The sequence below is a fragment of the Sporosalibacterium faouarense genome, from assembly GCF_016765695.1.
GTDB classification, from domain to species: Bacteria; Bacillota; Clostridia; order Tissierellales; family VENL01; genus Sporosalibacterium; species Sporosalibacterium faouarense.
The window spans coordinates 1-20999 of the sequence record NZ_JAETGO010000069.1; the positions used below are offsets into that span (position 1 = coordinate 1).

Below are 20999 nucleotides of genomic sequence, written 5' to 3' on the forward strand. Positions count from 1 at the left end.
CAGGTGGAGTAGAGTCTCCATCTGAAGCCCCGATGTTCTGCTTTAGCAGAACGAGTTCACTTATTATTGTGAGAAATGGTATAATTAGGTTGTTATGATTATTTATATTAAAATGATTTTAGTTTAGGAGGTATTCTTATGTCTAAAATAAATATATTAGTTGTTGAAGATGAAGAAAGGCTTAGAAGATTAGTAGGAGATTACTTAAAGGTAGAAGGATATAGTGTTATAGAAGCTGAGAATGGAAAAATTGGATTAGAGATTTTTAATAAAGAAAAAATAGATTTAGTTATTTTAGATATTATGCTTCCTGAATATGATGGATGGACAGTATGCAGAGAGATAAGAAAAGTGTCAGATGTACCTATTATTATGCTTACCGCAAGAAGTGAAGAGTCCGACCAATTATTTGGGTTTGAGCTAGGAGCCGATGAATATGTAACTAAACCATTTAGTCCAAAGGTGCTAGTTGCAAGAGTTAAAGCATTATTGAAGCGGCTAAATGAGAATATATCAGATGACCAAAATATATATTTTAATGGATTAAAAATCAATGAAGCGGCCCATAAAGTTTATATTGATGAAGAGCACATAGATTTAAGTCCAAAGGAATATGATATACTTCTATATTTGGTAAAGAATAAAGGACGGGCTTTAAGCAGAGACCAAATTTTAGACTCAGTTTGGGGCTTTGACTATTATGGAGATGAAAGAACTGTAGATACCCATATTAAGAGACTTAGAATTAAGCTCAAGGAAAAAAGTGATTATATTCAAACAGTAAGGGGCTTAGGTTATAGATTTGAGGGCAATGAAGAGGTGAATAAATGAGAAAATCAATAAGATATAGATTGTTTTGGGGAATTAGTCTTTTTATAATAATTATAATAGGTTTATCCTGGATATTGAATACCAAATTGCTTGATAAATATTATCTATATAAAGAGAAAGAAATGATTACTGAAAGTGTAAAAGACTTGGATGATTACTATGGAAGTATTAATAATGATATCCTAGTTAATAAATTAGAAGAACTAGAAAATAAGTTAAATGCTAATATTTTTATATATTCAAATAATGGAGAAACTAGATATACAACCTACAATATAAGAGGAAGGGGTATGAATTCTCCCTGGAATATCAGATTAAGCAAACTAGGTGAAGCTAATTTAGCAAATGGTAAGACTGTATTTGAGATTCAGAAACATACTAAACTACAAACAGAATTTTTAGTTATGGGGTATCAACTTAATAATAGTGACATACTGCTTGTGCAAGTTCCAATGGCTGCCGTGGCAGAAACGCTAAAGGTTGCCAATGACTTTTATCTGTATATAGCAATATTTTCCATAATAATTGGAGGTATCATCTCTTTTTATTTTTCGAAAAAATTTACTAAACCAATTGTTGAGTTAAACCGAATCACAAAGGATATTGCTAACCTTGATTTTAGTAAGAAAAGTGATATTAGGTCAGAAGATGAAATTGGAGAATTGGCAGAAAACATTAATGTTTTATCCTTTAAGCTAGATAATACAATTAATAACTTGAATTTAGCAAATACTAAATTGCAAGAGGATATAGAAAAAGAAAGAAGAATAGATAAAATGAGAAAGGAATTCATATCAAATGTATCCCACGAACTTAAAACTCCTATTTCTCTAATAAAAGGATATTCTGAAGGACTAAAGGATAATGTAGCTGAAGATAAAGAAAGTAGAGGGTTTTACTGCGATGTAATTATCGATGAGGCTTCTAAAATGGACAATTTAGTTAAAGACCTTTTACACTTATCGAAAATAGAGTCTGGTCACTTAGATTTAAAAGAGCAAAGCTTTGATATTTGTAAGTTGACTAATGAAGTCTTAATGAAGTATGAGCCAATATTTCAAGAAAAAGCCATTAATTTGAAAGCAAATGGATTCAAAGCTGTTAATGTCATGGGAGATAAGGGGAAAATAGAAAGAGTATTGAAAAATTATATAAACAATGCTATTGACCATACTATTAATGAAAAGGATATAATTGTTGGTATATACGAAGAAATGGAAGAGGTTAAGGTATCGGTTTTTAATACAGGTAAAACCATACCAGAGGAAGAAATAGATAATTTATGGGATAGCTTTTACAAATTAGACAAAGCAAGAAGCAGAAAATATGGTGGAACAGGGCTTGGACTAGCCATAGTTAAAGGAATAATTAAACTTCATGATGGAAAATTAGGTGTAGATAATAAAAAAAATGGAGTCGAGTTTTGGTTTAAAATAAAAAAAGATAAATAACACAAATTTTAAAACTCCTTGTCACAAAACTGTCACAAACTCTCCATATAATAAGGGTGAGGAAATTGAAGAATTACTGTTTCAGTATATTCTATACTGATTATAATATACAATTTCCTTAACAAAAAATGAAGGGAGAGAATTTTAATGAAAAAATTAATTTCAGTATCATTAGTAGCAGTCGTGCTATTAGCTTTAGGAGGAATAACATTTGCCAGTGGATTTGATGGTCCTGCAGATACTTATTCTAAATTAGCTGATATCTCTGTAGAAGAGGCATATCAACAAAGGGGAATTGATAAAACCTTTGGACAATTGGCAGAAGAAAATGGTTTCTTTGAAGAATTTAGAAATGCTAATTTGGAATATAAAAAGGCAATATTGGAAGAAAAGGTTGAAGAAGGTGTTATAACCCAAGAGCAAGCAGAAGAGATAATAAAGGCAATGGAAGAAGGATGTACTTTAGAGCCTGGGACTAATAGATGGGGACAAGAATATGGACTCTGTTTTGGAACGAATTATGGTAACCAGGGAATAGGAATGAATGGAGCAAATGGGCAAGGATTGGGTAAAGGCAGAGGATATGGTCAAAGAAGGGGAAATGGAAGAGGCTTTGGCTTTTCTAAATGGAATGAACAATAGTAATTAAATCAAATAGTTTTTTCAATGATAAAAAGTGTAGTATGCCATAAAATGTAAAGATTAAGGGACTTCTTTTATAGCAACAGTTGATTAATATAACTGTTTATTATGAAGGAAGTTTCTTCATTTATATAATAACAAATAACTTTGCATATAGTCAGTAAGAGTAGTATTATAGACAGTAATAGGGCTAGAGATATTTTATTCATAATCAAAATTCTTATAAGCATACTAAACAATAAATATAGGACTCAATATGATTCGATTTAGTCATTAATAATATAAATTTTTTCAGTGTAGATTATATATGATAGGAGGTAGGAGATTGGCAAGAGTTAGAATTGTACCATCTAAATTAAAGGGAGAAATAAAAGCTCCACCATCGAAAAGTATTACTCATAGAGCTATAATTTGTGGAGGTATAGCTGATGGTATTAGTAATATTGATAATGTAGTTTTTTCAGAAGATATTATAGCTACATTAAATGGAATGAAGTCCTTTGGAGCTAATGATATTACTAAAGCATATACACATACTAATATAAGAGATAATCTTACTATTAAAGGTAATGGAAAATTAGAAGTAATAGAAAATACAATTAATTGTTCGGAATCAGGGTCGACTTTAAGATTCTTAATACCTTTAGGAGCGTTATGTGATAAAGAAATCACATATACAGGGAGAGGAAAACTAATTGAACGACCATTAGAACAGTATTATAAAATCTTTAATGAACAAAATATAGAGTATTCAAATCAAAATAATAAATTGCCTCTTATAGTTAAAGGACGATTAAATCCAGGAGATTTTAAATTAAAGGGGGATATAAGTTCCCAGTTTATAACAGGACTTATGCTTGCTCTTCCATTATTAGAAGGTGATTCAAGAATATTGTTAACTACAGAATTAGAATCTAAAGGTTATGTGGACTTAACTATGGATATATTAAAAAGATTCTCAATTGAAATAGAAAATAATGATTATAATGAATTTTACATAAAGGGCAATCAAAAATACCAGTCTAATAGTATTAGAGTTGAGGGAGATTTCTCCCAGGCAGCCTTTTGGTTAGTGGCTGGATTATTAGGTAAGAATATAAAATGTAGAGATATCCATAAAGACTCACTACAAGGAGATAAAGCAATTCTAAATATAATTAAAAGCATGAAAGGTAATATAAATATAAAAAATGATTACATACAAACTAAGGAATCTTTAACAAAGGGAGCAACAGTAGACGCTTCTCAATGTCCTGATTTAGTACCAGTAGTGGCAGCATTGGGGGCGGTGAGCAGAGGGACTACTACAATAATTAATGCTGAAAGATTAAGAATTAAAGAATCAGATAGGCTTAAGGCTATAGCAACTGAACTCAATAAGCTGGGAGCAGATATTAAAGAGACAAAGGATGGTTTGAGAATAGAAGGTAAAGACAGATTAAATGGTGGCGAAGTGGATAGCTGGAATGATCATAGGATTGCTATGGCTTTAGGAATTATATCTATTAAATGTTCTAAAGAAGTAATTATTAATAATAGTGACGTAGTAAAGAAATCCTATCCTCATTTCTGGGACGATTTTCAAAAATTAAAAGGGAATATAAAGTATATATAATCTATGAGAGGTGTAAATCTGATGGATGATTTAAAGGTTAGGCTTCCCCATAAAAGCTACGATATTTTTATTGGGAGTAATATTTTGAAAGATATAAGAGAACAAATAAATAATACAGTTAATCTAGATAATTCTGTTAAAAAGATTGCGATTATAACAGACAGTAATGTAGAAAAAATTTATGGAAGTACTATAGTAGAATTGCTTAGCTATGATAATACCATTGGAATTAAGCTTATTACTATAAGACCAGGGGAGCAAAGCAAAAACTTAAAAACAGTAGAAAGGCTATATAATGAGCTTTTAGACTTTCATATAACTCGAAGTGATTTAATAATTGCCTTTGGAGGAGGAGTGGTAGGAGATATTAGTGGATTTGTTGCCGCTACTTTTTTAAGAGGAGTACCATTTATACAGATTCCTACTACATTGTTGGCTCAAGTAGATAGTAGTGTGGGAGGCAAAGTAGCTATTAATTTGCCAAAAGGGAAAAATCTTGTAGGAAGTTTTTATCATCCTGATGGAGTTTTTATAGATGTAGGTTTATTACAAACATTAAAAGATAGATATTTTACCGATGGATTATCAGAGATAATAAAATATGGTTGTATAAAAGATAGAGATTTATTTTATCAATTACTTAGGCTAGATGAACTAAATAAGAATTCTAAGGATATAGCAAATATAATATATAAATGCTGCGATATTAAAAGAAAAATTGTAGAAGAAGATGAAAGAGATATTGGAAATAGAATGATTTTAAATTTTGGACATACAATCGGTCATGCAATAGAGAAGGCATATAATTACAAAAAATATACCCATGGAGAAGCTGTAGCGATGGGAATGTACCATATAACTAATAAAAGTGAAGCTCAAGGTTTGACTGAAAGAGGGACTACTAAAATCCTAAAAAAAATTTTAGAAAAATATAATTTACCCTATGAGCTTCCCGATGTAGTGAGAGATGAAATATTAGACAATGTTAAGCTTGATAAGAAGACTAAAGGAGATACTATAAATCTAATACTTTTAAGTAAAATTGGAGAAGGGTATATAAAAGAAATTAATATCACTGAAGTTTCAAAATTCATATAAGGGAAATACATATTAAAACTTTATGTAATTTCCGATATAATAAGGTTATTTAAAATATGTAAAAAATACTTTGTTTATGCTAGGAGGTTAAAAATGGGGGACGTTTTGGGAGATAACATAAAGTTGACTATATTTGGAGAATCCCATGGTAAAGGTGTAGGTATTGTAATTGACGGTATTCCTTCTGGGATTAGGCTTGACTTAGAATACATAAATTTTCAAATGCAAAGAAGAGCTCCGGGCAAAAGTAAATTGGTCACAGGTAGAAAAGAAAAGGATAATTTCGAAATAATAAGTGGTTTTTTTAATGGTAGAACGACAGGAACGCCATTAGCTTCTATGATATGGAATAAGGATAAAAGGTCTAAGGATTATGAGGAGATAAAAAACATTATGAGACCAGGACATGCTGACTATACTGGACATATAAAATATTCTGGTTTCAATGACTATAGAGGTGGTGGACATTTCTCAGGTAGATTAACAGCTCCTCTAGTTTTTGCAGGTGCAATAGCCAGACAGATACTAAAGAATAAGTTGAATATTTGTTTTGGGAGCCATATTTGTAGTATTGGAGATATAGAGGGAGAAAAGTTTGATGATGTAAGTATCAGTGAAGATTTATTAACTGATTTATCTCAAATAGAGCTGCCAGTGATTGATATTGATAAGAGAAGAGAAATGGAAGAACTTATCTTAGAAGCAAAGAGCAATAGAGATTCTGTTGGTGGTATAGTTGAGACCGCAATATTAAATTTACCGTCGGGCATAGGAGCACCATTTTTCATGTCTATTGAAAGTAAAATTGCTCAAATGATTTTTTCTATACCTGGAATTAAAGGAATAGAGTTTGGAAAGGGATTCGATATAACTAAGTTGAGTGGGAGTCAAAGTAATGATAGTTTTTACTTTGATAAAGATACAGTAAAAACCCATACAAATAATAATGGAGGTATCTTAGGTGGCATAACTAATGGTATGCCCGTAATCTTTAGAGTTGCAATTAAACCTACACCTTCAATAGGAAAGAGACAAAAGACCATTAATATAGAAGATAAGAAGGAAGTCTTTCTAGAAATCGAGGGAAGACATGATCCTTGTATTGTACCAAGGGTGGTACCAGTTGTAGAAGCAGTGGCTGCTCTGGCTATATTGGATTTAATGATTGAAGGGGAGGGTACAAAATGGATGATTTAGAAAAATTAAGAAGAGAAATTGATAAAATAGATGAGGAACTTGTAAAAAACTTTGAAAAAAGAATGGAAGTTGTATTAAGAATTGGAGAGTACAAAAAGAAAAATGGATTGAGCGTAATTAATAAATCAAGAGAAGATGACGTAATAGAGAAGAATATAAATAGGTTGAAAAATAAAGAGCTGGAAGAATATTTAAAAGAATTTATAATTGAGTTAATGGATATTAGCAAAAAACTCCAAAGTAAAAAACATAATTAGGCAATTCACAAGGTGAGACTAAACATAATATACGAGGTGTGATATATTGAAAAATATTTATGGATTAATAGGAGAGAAGCTTGGACATAGTTTTTCTCCTCAAATACATTCACTTATATTTCAACATTTAGGTATTAAGAGCTACTACCATTTATTTGAAGTAAAAAAAGAAGAGCTTCGAACTGCTATTGAGGGGTTAAAGGTATTAGGAACAAAAGGAGTAAATGTTACTATTCCCTATAAGGTTGATGTTATTGGTTGCATAGATAAATTGGCCAACGAAGCAGCCGAGATTGGAGCAATCAATACTATAGTTTTTAACGATAACTATACAAAAGGATATAATACGGATTATTTTGGCTTTATCATGCTATTAGATAAAAATAATGTCTCAATTTTAGATAAAACTGTAGTTGTATTAGGAACGGGAGGAGCTTCTAGAGCAGCAGTAAAGGCTTTAAAAGATAAAGGAGCTAGTGAGATAATATTGGTAAGTAGAAATCCTGAAAAAGCTAAAAGAAAATATAATAGCTTGAAAATTATATCCTATGATGAAATATCTAAACTAGAAAACAAAGACATAATTATAAATTGTACACCTGTAGGAATGTATCCAGATACAGATAAGTCACCTATAGGTAAAAAAGAGATAGAAGGATGTCGTGTCGTTTTAGATTTGATTTACAATCCTAGAGAAACTTTATTAATAAAGCAGGCTAGGGAGCTTAATATAAAAGCTGATAATGGACTATATATGTTAGTTGGTCAGGCTATAAAAGCTCAAGAACTATGGCAAGGGACTAAAATCGACAGTACAATTACAAATGTGATTTTTAAAGAAATAGAAATATTTTTTAATTGGAGATGAAAAAATGAAGCTGCTAATATTAAATGGCCCCAATATTAATATGCTGGGGAAAAGGGAAAGGGCAATATATGGAGAATCTAGCTATGAAGACTTGTGTGAATATATCAGAGTAAATGGGCAGAATCTATCTATTAATGTAGATATATTACAAAGTAATATTGAGGGAGAGTTAGTTACATATATTCAAGATGCTTATGACAAATATGATGGGATTATAATTAATCCAGCTGCTTATACCCACTATAGTATAGCAATTTATGATGCTCTTAAAGCAGTAGATATTCCTACTGTGGAGGTTCATATAAGCAATATTTATGCTAGGGAGGAGTATAGAAGAAAGTCAGTTGTTGCTCCTGCATGTATAGGACAAATTTCTGGATTTGGAATATATAGCTATGTTATGGGTATGATGGCTTTGATAAATAAAGCAAAGTAAAAATATGGAACAAAGTTCTAGAAGTTTCGTCTAAAAAGTAGATATGTTATTTAATTTGAGGAAAAAGAGACTAAATAAGTTGCAGTTTAGACGGAGTCTTATGAAAACATATTCTGTTTGCAAATATGCAATTTGTTAAATTAGGTGAAATAAAAAAAGGGGGGCGTTGTATGTGTCTGAAACTTATATCTCGGCATAAGATTATATTGTTAATTCTTGTAATTACTATTGTATTATCAGTTGTTGGATGTAGTAGTGGAGGAAGAGAAGATTCAAGTACTGATAACTATGATAAATCAAGTGATTATGATAGGGGAGCTACAGAATCAAATGATGAAGCAAATGGTGGATTTAATGACAGTGAACAAAGTGAATCTGATTATGGGAATGATAGTAATCAAAGTGCTGAGGAAAGTAATACATTACAGAATAGGAAAATTATTAAATCTGCAAATATTAGTATTGAAACAAAGACATTTGATAATACGGTTGACGAAATAGCTAGAAGAACAGATATTGTTGGGGGATACATTGAAAGATCAAATGTTACAGGAAAAAGAATAACATCTACTGGAAATTCAGAGAATAGGCAAGCAAGTTTTAGGTTAAGAATCCCACAAGATGAATTTGCTAATTTTATTTTAGATTTTGGTAACCTAGGGAATATTATTAACAATAGAACCGACGGACAGGACATTACAAATCAATACTTTGACACTGAGGCAAGATTAAAGACCTTGGAAATACAAGAGGATAGGTTGCTTGAAATCTTAAAAAAAGCTGAAAAAGTTGAGGATATCATCGACTTAGAAAGAGAGCTATCTGATATAAGATATAAGATTGAAAATCTTACTGGGACTATAAAAAAGTGGGATAATTTAGTAAGTTATTCAACTATTGATGTAACCGTATATGAGGTGCAAGAGGTTATAGAAGTAAAGGAAACACCAGTAACATTTGGTGAAAAAATTAAAGATGGTTTTAATAATTCTGTTGAAGCTTTGGTAGACATATTAAAAGGTTTAGTAATCTTTATTATTTCTATAATTCCTTTCTTAATTGTAATTATACCTATAGGATTAATATGTCTTTATATATTTAAAAAGAGAAAAGATTTAGAGAATAAAAATAAAGAAGATGATAAAAATATTAAAGAATAAAATTAATCAAAAATACACCTCTAGGTTATACTAACCTAGAGGTGATTATTTTGAATCAGAAAACAAAAGCATTTAAAATCATATATTATATATTATTAATTATACTACTTTTTACGACTGTAGTTTCTTGTGGAAGTAAACAGCAAAAACCAGCACCTTCTGACGACAAAAAAGATAAAATTCCTAAAGGATTAGCCTCGATGGAAGAAAAGCTAGAAGGAATTTTTAAGGATATTGAAAAGCTTCAAGAAGAAAAGGAAAAGCCAGCTGAACCTCCTAAAAAAGAAGAAAATAAGCAGGAAGATAAAGATCAAGAAAAGAAATCTGACGGTGGAGGAAGTGAAAAGCAAGGTGGCAATGGTCAAGGGGAAAAGGACCAAAGTAATAGTGGGGATCAAAAGAAAAAGGAAGAAAATCTGAGTAAGGAAGAAAAAATAAAGAAAATGTGGGAAGATATAACAAAGACAACAGAAGAAATCCATACATCATGGAATGATTATGAGACTCAGACTATAGAAGATGGAGCTACTAGTGAAACTATAAATGAGTTTGAGAATTCTCTCAACAAGCTTACTATATCTGTAGAAAATAAAAAAGATATTGAAGCATTGCTTGATATAAATAATATGACTTTATATATGTCGAAACTCTATGATCTCTATAAGGGAAATCCTGATGGAGAAGTAGTTAGATTAAAATATTATACACGTCAAATTTACTTAGAATCAGCTACAGGTATGTGGGAAGGTGTAAATGAACTTACGACTAAATTAAAGGAAACTTTTGAAAGACTTAGGCAAAAAATAGATATAAGTAAGGATAAAGAAAAGCTCATAAATAAATTGAACTTATCTATAGAGGATTTACAAAATTCAATACCTGAAAAAAATGTTAAGTTAATAAAGATAAAAAGAGATATTGTGCTTAAAAACTTAGAAGAAGTAAGGGGAGAGGCAAAGTAGTCAGGGTTATGCTCTGACTATTTTGTGTTCTATGATTAAATAATGTATACTAATAAATGGGGAAAATACATATTAAAATTTTATGGAAAAATATATTTAGTTTGCAAGTATGAAGTCTTTTTTATAATATTTTTGGAAAATGTTAAAAATATTTATAGTTTTTTTATATAGACAAAATTAATAAATCTTTACTATAGTAGATATATCATTATAGTAATATATTCTCTATGTGGGGTGATATAATGAATAACGAGGCTATACTTGATTATTACATATGCAATGGTGAATTATTGTCAACAAGTCAAGATATATTTAATAATGTTACAGTTCCATCAATTTATGAAGTTATAAGAATAAAAGATGGAATTCCGATTTTTCAAGAGGAACATCTAAATCGGATGAGGCATTCGGCGAAGCTTCTAGGATATAGTATCAATAAGGATAATTCGGAGATATTAAATGAAATTAATCGTTTGATTCAAGCTAATAATTGTGAAAACTTAAACATCAAATTAGTATATAGTAATATAAACAAAGATGAAAGCATTTTTTTGATATATTTTATACATAGTAATTATCCTGAAGATTATATTTATAGAAAAGGCATACATACTATTCTCTATTACTCGGAAAGGGAGAATCCTAATGTAAAGGTTGTGAATGCAGACTTAAGACAAAAAGTGAATTTAAGAATTAAAGAAGAAAAAGCCTATGAAGCTATTTTAGTTAATGAAGATGGATTTATGACAGAGGGAAGCAGGTCAAATATTTTCTTTGTACAGGAAAATAAGATTTATACTGCTCCATCTGGAGATGTTTTATTAGGCATTACTAGAAGCGAAATATTGCAGATATGTAAGGACATCAATATAGATGTAATTGAAGAAAATGTACATGTTGATAGGCTAAGGGAATTTAACGGAGTATTTATGACAGGTACTTCTGTAGGCGTTTTACCTGTGTCTACAATAAATGATATAAGATACCCCTCAGTTAGTAATAAGGTTATAGAAGCCGTATCAAGAGAATATATTATAAAAATAAAAAAATATATATCATCTAGAAAAGGTGGAAGAGTAAAATGATGAAAGAATTAATAGAACAAGGATATGGTACAGATCTTAAACTAAACTGTGCAGAAAAAATATTATATAGTGCAAATGAAGTTTACAATTTAGGTCTTGATAGTGAAGCATTAAAATTAGCCGCTGGATTTGGTGGGGGAATGGCTATTGAGAGTACATGTGGAGCTTTGACTGGTGGAGTCATGGTTTTAGGTAAGCTTTTCAAGCCTATAAATAAGACTAAGGAAGAAAATGAATACTTCAGAGGAATTATTAAAAGCTTTTTGGATGCTTTTAGAAAGGATATGAATAATATTGATTGTGCTCCTCTCAAGAAAGAATATAGAACAGAAGAGAAGGGATGTAATGGAATTATTTTAAAGGCTGCTGAAGTTTTAGAAATGATTATAAATAAAGAACTTGAGAAGGCTAAAAAGAAAAGTTAAAAGTAAAAAATTGATTATTTGGAAATTTTTCTTAAAAAAAGTCTTGCTAAAAAAATAGAATGGTGCTATAATGTAAGACGTTGGTAAATAATGAAATAATTTTTAAAAAAGGAGGTCGTATTTTGATGATTATGACTAATAAATTAAAAGGATTAAAGAAAATAGAATACAAATTAGAAATATGCGGCCCGGGATTAGGTTTTAAGAATTAGATTAATTAATGATTATTATTTTGATTAAATTATTTAAACAAGATATTTTTTATTAAATTTGAAATCTAGTCGCAGGCTGATGTCTGCGACTTTTATATTTTATAAGCTTTTTTACATAGATGAGTTAAAATTTGGTTAAGATGAATTTACTTAATGATTGAGATTATGACTTATTTAGAACTTTATATCTTTGAGGATATATTTAGCTTAAAATTGCAAAAAGTCGTGGGAGAAATCCTACGATATTTTTATGTAAAGCGCAGACGGTATTAGTCTGCGCTTTTTTCATTATAGTACCAAGAGGAACTTTTAGGAGGTGATAGATATGATATCAATATTTTTCGATAAGTGTCAGGAGTTAGATTTAAAAACTCAAAAAAGAGATATTGGATTAGAAGAGTATCAAAAACATGAGTACAGAAAGCTCAAGAAATAAATGACTTATAAAAGGAGGCAGAAAAATATGAATTATATTATTGAAAACTTAAAGTTGAAATTGAGATATGAGAGTCAGAAGAGAGATTTAGGTTATGAAGAATATAAAAAACATGAGCTTAAAAGAAAGTAGAAGAACAAATAAATTATAAAGAAAGAGGTAATAGAAATGCTAAATTTTCAAGGCTTAAAACATAAAGTTAAATATGAAAGTAAGAAAAAGGATATAGGATTACATGAGTATTTAAAGCACGAATACAAGAAATTAATATAGTATAGAATTGGGGTGATAAAGATGACTTATACGCGCCAGGAAATGATGGAAAAGATGGGGCTTAAAGAGCAGAAAAAGGATATAGCAGTTGAGGAATATATCAACAAAGAATTTAGGAGGTGATATGATGTTATATTTATTTGAAGAGAGAGTTAAAAATATAAAGTTTAAAGGTCAAAAAAATGACAAGGGTCTAGAAGAGTATTTGAAGCATGAATTTAGAAAGAAATAACAAAAGAAAAGCAAATCTGAGGAGGATAAATATGTTAACTATAACGATGAATTGTAAATTTAAGAAAGCATTAGGTCTTAATCAATTTCTAAGCTTAAAATCTGAGCATAACACTTAGCTATTATAGAATATTTTGCCATAAGGGCTTCGTATTGAAGTCCTTATGGAATTATATATTAGATACATACAACTAATTTAGAGGGGGAGTAAAAGTGGCAGATTTAAGAATAAAAAAATTAGCGGAACTTTTAGTAAATTATTCATTAAGAATAAAAAAAGGAGATTATCTATTAATTGAAGGATCAGATATAACTCAACCATTAGTAAAAGAGGTTTATAGAGAGGCTATTAAAAAAGGGGCTAATGTGGATACAAATATTTTTATAGAGGATTTATTAAAAATTTTCTTTGATAATGCCAGTGAGGACCAACTGAAATTTGTGAATCCATATACGAAATTTAGCTCAGAACGCTATGATGCTATTTTGACATTATGGGGAGGCTACAATGAAAAAGCGCTATCTAATGTGGACCCTAATAAAATGAAAATGAGAAGTGGGGTCATGAAGGATGTATATGTGAAGTTTGGTGAAAGAATTGCAAATGGGGATTTAAAATGGTGTGGGACTCAATTTCCAACCCATGCCAGTGCTCAAGAAGGTAGCATGAGCTTAGAAGAGTATGAGGACTTTGTTTATGATTCAATGCTTCTTAACGAGGAAAGCCCTATAGATCAGTGGAAAAGAATATCTAAGGAACAGGAAAGAATTTGCGAATTTTTAAATACTAAAAAAACTCTACATATTAAATCTAAAGATACTGATTTAAGAATGAATATAGAAGGAAGAAAGTGGATTAATTGTGATGGTAAGGAGAACTTCCCTGATGGTGAAGTTTTTACAACCCCAGTGGAAGATTCCGTTGAAGGACATATTAGATTTAGTTTTCCCGCCATATATAACGGTAAAGAGGTAGAAGATGTAAGGTTGGAATTTAAAGAAGGTAAGGTTGTCGATGCAACAGCTGTTAAAGGAGAAGATCTTCTATTAGCTTTAATAGATACTGATGAAGGGTCAAAGCGTCTTGGAGAAATCGCAATTGGAACGAACTATGGAATTCAGAAGTTTACAAAGAATATTTTATTTGATGAAAAAATTGGAGGAACTATCCATGCAGCATTAGGCGATGGACCCAAGGAAACAGGCTCTAAAAACGAATCTGGAATCCATTGGGATATGATATGTGATATGAAAACAGATAGTGAGATATATGCCGATGGTGAGCTAATATATAAGGATGGAAAGTTTACTGTTGATTTTGACTTAAATATTTAACAGGGGGAATTATGATGGAGGATATAAAGATTATTGAATACGATCATTCCTATGCCGAGGAAGTAGCACATATGTGGGCAATGAGTGGAGAGCACTGGGGAGGTTCGAACACAATACCTACTAAAGAAAGTATAATAGAGGAACATGAAAGTTCTGATAATTTAAATACATATATAGCTCTATGTGGAGATGAGATTGTTGGATATTGCTCCTTTTCTGAGTATAAACAAGACCAAGGAGCAATGTATATTCCATTACTTAATGTAAGACCAGATTATCACGGGAAAAAGATAGGAAAAAAACTTGTTTTAAAAGCTGTAGAGAGGACTGTTGAATTAGGGTGGCCGAGATTGGATCTATATACATGGCCTGGAAATACCAAGGCAGTTCCATTATATAAAAAATGCGGTTTCTTTTGGGAAAAGAGGGATGATTCAACTCATCTTATGAATTTTATACCTACAGTATTAACAACTGAGGCTGTTAAAGATTATTTTCAAGATATAGACTGGTATGTTGATAGTAAAAGAAGAATAGAAATTAAGCCTGATGGTGACGAGAAAAAAGACTTCGGCAATTATGAATACATATGGGATAAAGATGGAAAGAGTCTTAGAATTGAATTTGAAAGAAGGAGCAGAGGATTAAGACTAATAGAAACTGACGACTATCTTATAGAAGTAAAGCTTAAGGACCAGAAGCTTATATTTGCTAATGAGTATGAAGTTACATACCATATTGTAAATAAGACAAGAAAACCTTTACATATTAAAATAGATGGTTTAAAAGATCGAAATATTAGTTTTAATATGAATAAAGAAGTGAAGGTTGAGTCCGAAGAGTTCATAACGGGAACATTTTATGTTGAAAAAGTCGATGAAGAACAAAATCATAGGAGAACTCATCCAGCTGTAGCTGCAGAGGTGAGTATTAATGGAAAGAAAGCAATGTTTAAAATGGGTGTAGATACACAATTTCCATGTAAAATAGACATGATATCTCCTGATGTAGAAAAACACTTAGGAACCGAGAATAAATGTTATTTACAAATTGAAAGTAATTACAATACCGATGCAACCTTTGAGTTTAATCTACCCCAATCACAGGATATAAAATTATTAAAGAGAAGTATAAAGGTTGAATTAAAGCCTAAGGAGAGAAAGACAATTTCTATTCCATATATATTTAATAGACCTGCTATGTATAGTGAAAAAATAGATATAAAAGTCAATACTAAGAATAAGCTTTCTAATTTCTCCAAAAATTTATCAGCAATATTTAAGGGTAGACTCAACAAATTTGGAGGAGAGACTAAGGATAACTGGATTATATGCAATGGAAAACATACAGTGTTTTTAAGTAAATTTGATAACAGTATTGAAGTTAAAACATTTAGAAAAAGTATTTTTGAAACATTCATTATGTATCCAAAGTTAGGGCTACCATATTCAGCAGAGTTCTCAAAAAAGAGACCATATGAAGTTAAGTATTTTCAACAAGAGGATGACATAATTCTTAAAGCATTTTATAAGTCATCGGATTTTGAGAACGTTGAATTAATTTCTATTTTAACTTTATCATCGAATGGAATTTTAAGATATAACCATGAAGTACAAAATATCGCAGAATCTCCTACCAAACATGATATAAAGGTTAATATTAATTTTTATCATAGCTTAGCTGATTCTTATATTCCTTATGGAGATAGGATAGTTTATATTGATGACGCCCATTATATGGATACAGACTATTGGGATAGTAATAAAATAAATGAGAACTGGATTTTTTCTAAAAGGGAAGACTTAAATAGAGGTATATGTTGGTCAAAGGATAACAATATAAAATCTAACGGTTGGTGCATGGCTATTAATTCTAATCTAGGAATCATTGAGGGCAAAGGTAGTAGAACAACTGAGCCAATATGTGTTGCTCTAGATGCCTTTAATGACTGGAAAGAGTTTAGACGATTTGCTTTGAAGGAGAATAAACCTAAAGAAAATAGAGTAGTGGATAAGTTCGAAGTTATTGTTAATGGTAACAATCCATTCATAAAAGGGGATTTAAATGTTGATTTTAAATATAACTGTAGGGTTGATTTTGATGGTCAAATAAAGTTAAGTTCAAATAATAAAGCTTTCAATACAGTGACTAAGGAATTTATTAGAGACAATGGAATCAGACAGTCGAATGTGGAATTGCCAAATACTTTTATGCACCCAATAAATGTCTTAAATTTAAGTGTGGACTTTGAAGATATAGCATTTAATAGAGAACTTACTATTTTTAATGTTGGAAAAGAAGAAGTTATTCAAAAACAAATTAAGGATGAAGGAAAAGACTCATATATTATTGATAATGGGTTAATAAAGATGAAGGCTTGTCCTGAATTTTCAAATTCTATTTATTCTTTAAAATATAAGGATATAGAGTGGCTAGACACATCCTTTCCTGTAGCAGAACCTAAATCATGGTGGAATCCTTGGACAGGAGGAATGCTATCAAGACCTGCAGATATGAAAATGATATCAGTATTAGGGGAAGAAAGGAAATGTGAATTTGTAGAATTAGAAGATAATTTTAATAATCTATGGCAAGGAATTAAAGTTTCCATGAATATTGATAAGCATGAGAGATTTAAAGGATTAAAGTTGAATCAATACTATTTAACCTTACCTCAGCTTCCTTTATTACTTACATTTACGGAGGTTCATCAAAATACAGGAACATATTTTGATTCTGTAAAATTCTATACTGATTTGTTTATAAAATCCAATGATAAATTAAATGAAAATTGGATTATAACTAAAAACTCCCAAGGTGACTTTATGAAACATAAAGGAGGTACATCCTGTGATATTTGTGATAAACACCTATTAGCACATGGAAGTATAGACTTGAAAGATCAATTAATGATTTATCATACCGGGGATAAACCTATAGAGGGATTTATAGATAATTTAGTTTTAGGAACCACCATAAAAAACTTCATATCTTGTGAGTCAGGAGAGAAAGCTATAACTAAGCCTACTTTTATATTCCTTAACGAAGAATATCTTGAAGAAAAGAAATTGAAGACTCTAAATAATATTAGATTTGAAATTTAAAATTGTAATTGGTAAAAATAATATAGTAGAAGGTAGGAATAGCCTTCTACTATATTAATTAGTTTAAATACGTAGATACAAGAGATTATGGTTATAATTAAAGCATATATAAAACTTAAATATAAGGAGAAATAGGAACATGAAAATAATAGATGCACATCTTCATTTTTCAGATATAGCTTCTTTTCATAAAACAGCACTAGATATATCTAATATAGATTATTCTTCTAAGGGATTAAAAAAGGAGTTTGAAGAGTCTAATATAATTTTAGGAATAGGTATGGGTCTAACTGAGAAGGAAAGAGAAGGATTTCCAGATTCTCTTTCAAACAACCCAATGAACCTAGATTTAGAACAGGATATTCCTAAATCTTTAGTTTATTGTCTTGGGATTAATCCTGAAAGACTTAAAGGAGAAGAAAAAGAGCTACAAATTCAAGAAATCAAGAATAAACTCGAGGATGAAAGAGTTGTAGGACTCAAGATATATGCAGGATATTATCCCTATTATGTTTATGATAAAATCTATCATCCTATATATAAACTGGCGGCAGAACATGATCTTCCTGTAGTAATACATACTGGCGATACTTATTCTGAGAGAGGATTATTAAAATACTCTCATCCTCTAGCAATAGATGAGTTAGCGGTAAGATTTAGAAATGTTAATTTTGTAATGGCTCATTTTGGAGATCCTTGGATTATGGATGCGGCAGAAATCATATTAAAGAACTCCAATGTGTATGCCGATCTATCGGGGTTATTAGTTGGTGATGCCAAGCAAGTAGATAGATTTATGAATGAACCTTTATTTGTTGACCATATTAAAAGAGGATTAGTATATACTGATAATTATTTTAAGTTTATGTTTGGAACGGATTGGCCGTTAGTGCAGATTAATCCTTATATTGAATTTGTAAAGAAACTCGTGCCAAAAGAGTTTCATGACTATGTATTTTATAAAAATGCAATAAAAATATTTCCAAGGATTAAAAATATATTACCTTTAGAGAAATAGGACTCTAGTAGGATTTTTAAAATGCCAACTATTAAAGTTGATATTTTATTCTACAAGTATAGAAAAAATATATTACTTTAATGCTTGTAAAATAGCCGTATCCATGGTATACTTTTCCTTTTTTTATCATTCTATGAATAAAATTGTCAAATTTTATAAGATAATATTAAAAAAAAGTAATTTTATCTACATTTTCTCTTTGGTATAATTAGTAAGGCTTATAGAATCCATAGGGAGGATGGTAGTGATGATAAAGTTTAAATCAATTAGAAGTAAATTAATGTCAGGCTTTATGCTTGTGGGAATACTACCCGTGCTTATTATAGGAATTATTACAATGACTATGTTTGCAAATTCATCTAAGGAGTCTCATTTAAATAACCTTCAAAATACTGTAGATAATACAAGTAAGATCATAAATGAGATTTATACAGGTTATGAATTAGCACTTTTTCAGGCGGCTGAGAATTCAACTATTAAAAGTGCTTTAGATAATGAAGATTCTCAGGCAATTTATAATGAATTATCGGGGATAATTTTGAGCAATGATGCAATAATAAATGTTTATATAGCTACTGAGAAAGGACAGATATACATATATATGGGGGAAGAAAGTATTACAGATGATTATGACCCTAGAGCCAAGTCTTGGTATAAGGATACAAAAGAAGCAGGCAATCAGATTATTTGGCAAGATGCATATGAAGATGACACCTCAGGAAAAACTATTGTTACTGCCACAAAACCAGTATATACTAGTGGTGGTAGTTTTGTTGGAGTGATAGGTATAGACATTGAAGTTTCTAAAGTAGGAGAAATATTTGAAAATATTCAAATAGGTCAAACAGGTGATATCTATCTTCTAGACAGAACAGGAGTGATTTTAGCAGCTAAAGAAGTTAATTCTATAGGAAAGAATTTAAATCCTAATAGAGTTAGTACAAATGAAGATATAAATGAGGAAAACATCGAGAGTTTCTTTAGAGATGAAGATAGTGTCGAGTGGATGAACGATATAATGGCAGATAACTCAGATTTACAAGAAGGAAAGTTATTGGGCAAAGATAAATATATCTATAATGTTACTAACGAAAAATCGGGATGGAAACTTGTTGGACATATTAATAAAAATGAAGTGTTTAAGCAATCACTTACAACACTTGTTATTCTAGGCGCAGTATTTTTGTTAATAATGATAATATCAGTACTAATTTCGTTAAAGATATCAAGTGGTTTGATGAAACCAATAAAGAAGCTAAAGGAAGCTATGAAAAAGGGAGAAAACGGAAATCTCCAATCAGCAACTGATATACATTCTAAAGATGAAATAGAGGATTTAGCTAATAGTTTTAATATCATGATTAGAAATATTGGTAAACTAATAAAGGAAATAAAGCAATCAACAGAAATAGTATTCGAATCTTCTAATTCTCTTGCCATCATCTCTGAGCAAACATCAATCGCTACAGATCAAGTAGCTTCAGCTATAGAAGATATAGCTAATAACGCTAGTAGTCAAGCTAATGAGATAGAGAATGGAACTATTCAAATAAAAGAGCTATCGGATCTTATTGAAAGGGTAACAAAAGCTAGTGTTAAAATGTCTGATATTGCTAATGAGACTGATCAGTTAAGTAGTAAGGGTTCAAAAATAATTACTGGCTTGAAAGAAAAATCTGATGATAATTACGAATCTACAAAAAAGGTATCCAATATAATAGAAGGCGTAGATAGAAATTCTAAAGAGATAGGTGTTATTATTAGTACAATAAGTGAAATAGCTGAACAAACAAATCTATTGGCTTTAAATGCAGCAATAGAAGCGGCCAGGGCAGGGGAACAAGGAAAAGGCTTTGCAGTGGTGGCTGAAGAAATAAGAAAGCTGGCAACGCAATCATCTCAAGCAGCTAATAATATTAAAACATTAATTGAAGGAATTCAAGAGAAGTCACAATTTGCAGTAAATTCTATGGAGGAAACAACTAATATTGTAGATAGTCAGAATAACGCAGTTAATGAGACAAGAAACATATTTAAAGAAATATCGAATTCAATTAGTATATTGATTAATGATGTATATGAGATTAAGGAATACAATGTTAATATGGAGAGTAAGAAAGATAGTATAATTGATGTTATGACAAATCTTTCGGCGGCTTCTGAAGAAACTTCAGCTACATCAGAAGAGGTTAGTGCATCTACAGAAGAGCAGTTAGCATCCATACAAGAAGTAGCCTCTCACTCTAAGGATTTAAAAGACTTGTCTAAAAAGTTACAAGAGAATACAAGAAAGTTTAATATATAAGAAACATCTAAGGTTAAATTAATATAGATAATATATAGGTAGGTTATTTGTACTAGCC

General features: G+C 30.4%; 17 protein-coding genes. All 17 read left to right on the forward strand.

Going from position 1 to position 20999, the window contains the following annotated elements:
- Positions 1-138: 138 nt before the first annotated feature.
- The 17 genes from JMO20_RS13375 to JMO20_RS13455 all read left to right on the forward strand — a co-directional run bounded on the left by JMO20_RS13375 (position 139) and on the right by JMO20_RS13455 (position 20941).
- Positions 139-831, forward strand: a complete 693-nt coding sequence (locus tag JMO20_RS13375; RefSeq protein ID WP_202710191.1) for a response regulator transcription factor — start codon at positions 139-141, stop codon at positions 829-831.
- A complete protein-coding gene (locus JMO20_RS13380; RefSeq protein WP_202710192.1) occupies positions 828-2282 on the forward strand; it encodes a sensor histidine kinase in 1455 nt (484 codons plus the stop codon). The genes JMO20_RS13375 and JMO20_RS13380 overlap by 4 nt, the downstream gene beginning before the upstream one ends.
- Positions 2283-2429: 147 nt before the next feature.
- Complete coding sequence (locus JMO20_RS13385) at positions 2430-2924, forward strand: DUF2680 domain-containing protein (protein ID WP_202710193.1); 495 nt, start codon at positions 2430-2432, stop codon at positions 2922-2924.
- A gap of 325 nt (positions 2925-3249) precedes the next feature.
- Positions 3250-4539 (forward strand): 3-phosphoshikimate 1-carboxyvinyltransferase, encoded by a 1290-nt coding sequence (gene aroA, locus JMO20_RS13390; protein ID WP_202710194.1) that lies wholly within the window; start codon positions 3250-3252, stop codon positions 4537-4539.
- 21 nt (positions 4540-4560) lie between these two features.
- Positions 4561-5637, forward strand: coding sequence for a 3-dehydroquinate synthase (aroB, locus tag JMO20_RS13395; protein ID WP_202710195.1), 1077 nt, complete (start codon positions 4561-4563; stop codon positions 5635-5637).
- Between the two features lie 93 nt (positions 5638-5730).
- Positions 5731-6834: a chorismate synthase gene (gene aroC / locus JMO20_RS13400; protein ID WP_202710196.1), complete on the forward strand. Its 1104-nt coding sequence runs from the start codon at positions 5731-5733 to the stop codon at positions 6832-6834.
- Complete coding sequence (locus JMO20_RS13405) at positions 6822-7091, forward strand: chorismate mutase (protein WP_202710197.1); 270 nt, start codon at positions 6822-6824, stop codon at positions 7089-7091. Before aroC ends, JMO20_RS13405 begins: the two co-directional genes overlap by 13 nt.
- Before the next feature lie 46 nt (positions 7092-7137).
- Positions 7138-7959, forward strand: coding sequence for a shikimate dehydrogenase (gene aroE / locus JMO20_RS13410; RefSeq protein WP_202710198.1), 822 nt, complete (start codon positions 7138-7140; stop codon positions 7957-7959).
- A gap of 4 nt (positions 7960-7963) precedes the next feature.
- Positions 7964-8395: a type II 3-dehydroquinate dehydratase gene (gene aroQ / locus JMO20_RS13415; RefSeq protein WP_202710199.1), complete on the forward strand. Its 432-nt coding sequence runs from the start codon at positions 7964-7966 to the stop codon at positions 8393-8395.
- A 170-nt stretch (positions 8396-8565) separates the two neighbouring features.
- Complete coding sequence (locus JMO20_RS13420) at positions 8566-9555, forward strand: DUF4349 domain-containing protein (protein WP_202710200.1); 990 nt, start codon at positions 8566-8568, stop codon at positions 9553-9555.
- Between the two features lie 50 nt (positions 9556-9605).
- Positions 9606-10517 (forward strand): hypothetical protein, encoded by a 912-nt coding sequence (locus tag JMO20_RS13425; protein ID WP_202710201.1) that lies wholly within the window; start codon positions 9606-9608, stop codon positions 10515-10517.
- Between the two features lie 242 nt (positions 10518-10759).
- The gene (locus JMO20_RS13430) at positions 10760-11602 is read left to right on the forward strand and encodes an aminotransferase class IV (protein ID WP_243414742.1); all 843 of its coding nucleotides are present in this window, start codon (positions 10760-10762) and stop codon (positions 11600-11602) included.
- Positions 11599-12027, forward strand: coding sequence for a C-GCAxxG-C-C family (seleno)protein (locus tag JMO20_RS13435; RefSeq protein WP_202710203.1), 429 nt, complete (start codon positions 11599-11601; stop codon positions 12025-12027). The genes JMO20_RS13430 and JMO20_RS13435 overlap by 4 nt, the downstream gene beginning before the upstream one ends.
- Before the next feature lie 1365 nt (positions 12028-13392).
- Positions 13393-14514, forward strand: coding sequence for an aminopeptidase (locus JMO20_RS13440; RefSeq protein WP_202710204.1), 1122 nt, complete (start codon positions 13393-13395; stop codon positions 14512-14514).
- Between the two features lie 14 nt (positions 14515-14528).
- Positions 14529-17618 carry a GNAT family N-acetyltransferase gene (locus JMO20_RS13445; protein WP_202710205.1) on the forward strand — a complete coding sequence of 1030 codons (3090 nt, stop codon included), beginning with the start codon at positions 14529-14531 and terminating at the stop codon, positions 17616-17618.
- Between the two features lie 139 nt (positions 17619-17757).
- Complete coding sequence (locus JMO20_RS13450; RefSeq protein WP_202710206.1) at positions 17758-18636, forward strand: amidohydrolase family protein; 879 nt, start codon at positions 17758-17760, stop codon at positions 18634-18636.
- Positions 18637-18883: 247 nt separating this feature from the next.
- Positions 18884-20941, forward strand: a complete 2058-nt coding sequence (locus JMO20_RS13455) for a methyl-accepting chemotaxis protein (protein WP_202710207.1) — start codon at positions 18884-18886, stop codon at positions 20939-20941.
- Positions 20942-20999: the final 58 nt, after the last annotated feature.

Excerpts from the sequence above, each read along its gene's own strand:
- JMO20_RS13375 (WP_202710191.1), top strand. The coding sequence starts at position 139 with ATGTCTAAAATAAATATATTAGTTGTTGAAGATGAAGAAAGGCTTAGA.
- JMO20_RS13380 (WP_202710192.1), top strand. The coding sequence starts at position 828 with ATGAGAAAATCAATAAGATATAGATTGTTTTGGGGAATTAGTCTTTTT.
- JMO20_RS13385 (WP_202710193.1), top strand. The coding sequence starts at position 2,430 with ATGAAAAAATTAATTTCAGTATCATTAGTAGCAGTCGTGCTATTAGCT.
- aroB (WP_202710195.1), top strand. The coding sequence starts at position 4,561 with ATGGATGATTTAAAGGTTAGGCTTCCCCATAAAAGCTACGATATTTTT.
- aroC (WP_202710196.1), top strand. The coding sequence starts at position 5,731 with ATGGGGGACGTTTTGGGAGATAACATAAAGTTGACTATATTTGGAGAA.
- JMO20_RS13405 (WP_202710197.1), top strand. The coding sequence starts at position 6,822 with ATGGATGATTTAGAAAAATTAAGAAGAGAAATTGATAAAATAGATGAG.
- aroQ (WP_202710199.1), top strand. The coding sequence starts at position 7,964 with ATGAAGCTGCTAATATTAAATGGCCCCAATATTAATATGCTGGGGAAA.
- JMO20_RS13420 (WP_202710200.1), top strand. The coding sequence starts at position 8,566 with ATGTGTCTGAAACTTATATCTCGGCATAAGATTATATTGTTAATTCTT.
- JMO20_RS13430 (WP_243414742.1), top strand. The coding sequence starts at position 10,760 with ATGAATAACGAGGCTATACTTGATTATTACATATGCAATGGTGAATTA.
- JMO20_RS13435 (WP_202710203.1), top strand. The coding sequence starts at position 11,599 with ATGATGAAAGAATTAATAGAACAAGGATATGGTACAGATCTTAAACTA.
- JMO20_RS13445 (WP_202710205.1), top strand. The coding sequence starts at position 14,529 with ATGGAGGATATAAAGATTATTGAATACGATCATTCCTATGCCGAGGAA.
- JMO20_RS13450 (WP_202710206.1), top strand. The coding sequence starts at position 17,758 with ATGAAAATAATAGATGCACATCTTCATTTTTCAGATATAGCTTCTTTT.
- JMO20_RS13455 (WP_202710207.1), top strand. The coding sequence starts at position 18,884 with ATGATAAAGTTTAAATCAATTAGAAGTAAATTAATGTCAGGCTTTATG.